This is a genomic window from Corynebacterium sp. (assembly GCF_012837295.1).
Taxonomy (GTDB): Bacteria; Actinomycetota; Actinomycetes; order Mycobacteriales; family Mycobacteriaceae; genus Corynebacterium.
Genome location: NZ_DURI01000275.1, coordinates 1 through 3,051, shown reverse-complemented (window position 1 = coordinate 3,051; position 3,051 = coordinate 1). Strand labels below are relative to the sequence as shown.

The window sequence follows — 3,051 nt, the reverse complement described above, 5'->3', positions numbered from 1 at the left end:
TGGGCGGAGTCGGCGGCGCGGGGCGGACGGGATCGTCGTGGGGTGTCGCACGGTCGGCCGTCGGCGCGAGCCGTGCGTGTTCCGCGGTGGTCATCGGACCTCGATTCTCGCTAAAACGGGTGAACGCCATTCTATCGAGATGTTGAACAAAGCGTCGCGGAGCGCGGCGCTGGTCGATCCGCCGTTAGAGTCGGCGGTGCGGTGGCACGAAGACGAACGACGGCAGCGACGACGAGAGGCGGCGATCATGGCCGACGGCGACACCAAGAACTCCGGCAAGAACTCGAGCGGGAACTCCGGCGGCTCCCGGAAGAAGGAGGATCCGGGCCCGTCGGTGAAGGATCCCGAGGTCTACGAGGCCCTGCGCGACGACGGCGCGAGCAAGGAAAAGGCCGCGCGCATCGCCAACGCGGCGGCGAACACCTCGCGGGAGAAGGTCGGCCGCAAGGGCGGGGAGGCCGGCTCCTACGACGACTGGACGGTCGACGAACTGCGGGATCGCGCCCGCGAGCTGGACGTCGAGGGCCGTTCCACCATGAACAAGGACGAGCTGATCAAGGCTCTGCGCGAGCACTGAGCCGGTCGGCGCCTTTTCCGGTGCCATTCGCCGTGCGCATCGCCCGGGCGAACAGCACCCCGTAGGTCAGCGTGATCGCCGCCATGCCCAGCCCGACGAGCGCGTGGACGAGCTCCGGGGGCCGGTCGCCGTGGATCATCAGCAGGCCGATGGCGCCGACGGTCACGCCGAAGACGGTCGTCACCACGTGCACGCCGCCACGGGTTGCGGGATTGAACTGGAACACCAGGAAGTGCGCGCCGACGATCAGCGCGATCGCCGGCTGGATCAGATCGGGGTTCACGGTGCCCAGCCAGCGCACGACCGCGAAAATCGCGACGACCTCGACGAGGATCGCGATCAGCGTCGTCTTCCCGGCTCCCCGCCCCTGGTCGGGCCGGTGGGCGTCGTCAAGCGATGCGTTTCCCGTGCTTTGCGACGGCCCGCGCCCGGCCCGTCCACCCCGACCCCGCAACAGCCCGAGGATCGCGAGCGCGACGGCGGCGATGCCGAAGGCGATGCCCGGGACGCGCACCAGCGGATCCGGAATCGGCCAAGCCCAGGCCGACCATGCGGCGGTGAAGATGGCCATCATGAAGATCCCGATCCGAAGCATTCCCACGGGAACATTCTAGGGGAGGGCGAGGATGGAGCTAGGGAAGAATGTCGTCCTCCCGGTCGCCCCGCTCCAGCTCCCGGGCCTCCTCCTTCTTCTTTTCGGCCTCGAGCTCCTCCTCGACCTGCTCGATGACCTCGTCGGCGACCAATCCCCTCTGCCGGAGCGCGGCGATGTCCTTGCGCTTGCCGCGGACCGCGCGCAGTTCGTCGCCGAGGCCGACCAGCCGGGCGGCGTGCTTCACCGCATCGGCGACGGTCGGCTCGATGGTCACCCGGCCCGCCAACCCGGCCTTGTCGACGGCCTTCTGCACGGGACGGTTCGCGCGGGCGATGATCAACGGCAGCTGTGCGTGATCGAGCGCGTCGATGATCGACTCCAGCGCCCCCGCGCCGGTGAAATCGACGTCCGCGATGGCGGCGGCGTCGAGGACGACCGCCGCGTACGGGCCGTCGTCGCCGGTGAGTTCCTCGCCCAGCTGCTCGACGACGAAATCGGAGTCCGCGTACCACAGCGGGGCCTCCACCGACCACACCAGAACGCCCGGGACCTGCACCGTCGCGGTGCCCGCGTCGACGGGGACCCAGTGGTTCGATTTGGGGATCATCCCCTTGCGGTACGTCGGCGGCCGGGCCTCGCGGCGCGTGCGGTCGAGCAGCGTGACCAGCGCCGCGACGATGACGCCCTGCACCACGCCCACGAACACCACCAGGACGATCGTGGCCAGGCACACCGCGAACTCGGTCCGGCTGAAGCGGGCGATGCGCGTCATCGAGCGCACCTTGATCAGCTTCGCCGCGACCGTGAGCAGCACCGCGGCCAGAGCGGCGGTGGGCAGCAACGGGAGCAGGCCCTCGCCGAGGACGCCGATCACCAGGACGATCACCGCGGCCACGAGGCCGACCACCTGCGACCTGCCCTTCGCGGCCGCGATGACGGACGTGCGCGGAGGCGACGCGTTGACGGCGAACGCCCCGACCAGGCCCGCTGCGGCGGAGGCGACGCCGATGGCGCCGAGGTCGCGGTCGATGGTGCGCCGCGGTCCGGGGAAGGACGCCTCCGTCGCGCCGGTCTGGATGACGACGAGCACCGCGATGACCAGCGCGGTCGGCATCAGCTCGAGCGCCGCCCCCGGGGACAGGGCCGCGAAGTCGAGATCCGGCGGCGCCAGATCCGGGCGGGGCAGCGTGACCACGCCCTTGGACCGCAGATCGACGGCGGCGGAAAAGACCATCGCCGCCGCCAGCCCGAACAGGGCGCCGGGCAGCCGCGGGCTGATCAGGCCGGCCCCCAGCGTGCAGAACAGGACGATCCCCGCCGCGGCCAGCGTCCACGGGTTGATCTCGTCGAAGCTCGTGACCATGTCCACGATGCCGCCGATGACGCCGCCGCCGTGGTTGGGCATCCCCATGGCCACCGGCAGCTGGTCGACGATGATGCCGAGCCCGATGCCCGCCAGCAGCCCGATGGTCACCGGCCGCGACAGGAACTGCGTGATCCATCCGCCGCGCACGGCCCCGATGAGCATCAGTATCGCGCCGACCAGCACCGAGACGAGCATCAGCGCCTCGGCGTCGATGACGGGGTGGCCGGCGTCGGTGAGCTGGCCCGTCGTGGCGACGCCGGTGACGGCCCCGCCCGCCGCAGCGGCTGCGAGCATCGGGGCGATGGACGAGTCCGCGCCGACCGACAGGATCCGGTGGCCGCCGACCAGCGCGAAGATGACCGATCCGACGATGAACGCGACCAATCCGGCGATCGCCGGGGCCCCGACGAGCTGGGCCGTGCCCATCGACCCCGGCAGCGCGATGGCCGCCAGCGTCAGCCCCGCCATCGCATCTCCGGCGAAGGAGCGGCGCGCCCCGGCCAACGCGGGCGG

Annotated in this window: 3 protein-coding genes; 1 reads left to right on the top strand and 2 read right to left on the bottom strand. The window is 71.2% G+C overall.

Annotated elements, in window-relative coordinates:
• The first annotated feature begins 247 nt into the window (after positions 1-247).
• A complete protein-coding gene (locus GX015_RS09040; RefSeq protein WP_120983577.1) occupies positions 248-577 on the top strand; it encodes a Rho termination factor N-terminal domain-containing protein in 330 nt (109 codons plus the stop codon).
• Here the strand turns inward: GX015_RS09040 and GX015_RS09035 are convergent.
• Both GX015_RS09035 and GX015_RS09030 read right to left on the bottom strand, forming a co-directional pair.
• Positions 555-1,178 carry a hypothetical protein gene (locus tag GX015_RS09035; RefSeq protein ID WP_162986221.1) on the bottom strand — a complete coding sequence of 208 codons (624 nt, stop codon included), beginning with the start codon at positions 1,176-1,178 and terminating at the stop codon, positions 555-557. The two genes, GX015_RS09040 and GX015_RS09035, sit on opposite strands and share 23 nt — an antisense overlap.
• A 31-nt stretch (positions 1,179-1,209) precedes the next feature.
• On the bottom strand, positions 1,210-3,051 hold a 1,842-nt coding region (locus tag GX015_RS09030; protein WP_291344526.1), incomplete at its 5' end, for a SulP family inorganic anion transporter.

What these genes read in the sequence shown, in the direction of transcription:
- GX015_RS09040 (WP_120983577.1), top strand. Translation starts at nt 248, where the DNA reads ATGGCCGACGGCGACACCAAGAACTCCGGCAAGAACTCGAGCGGGAAC.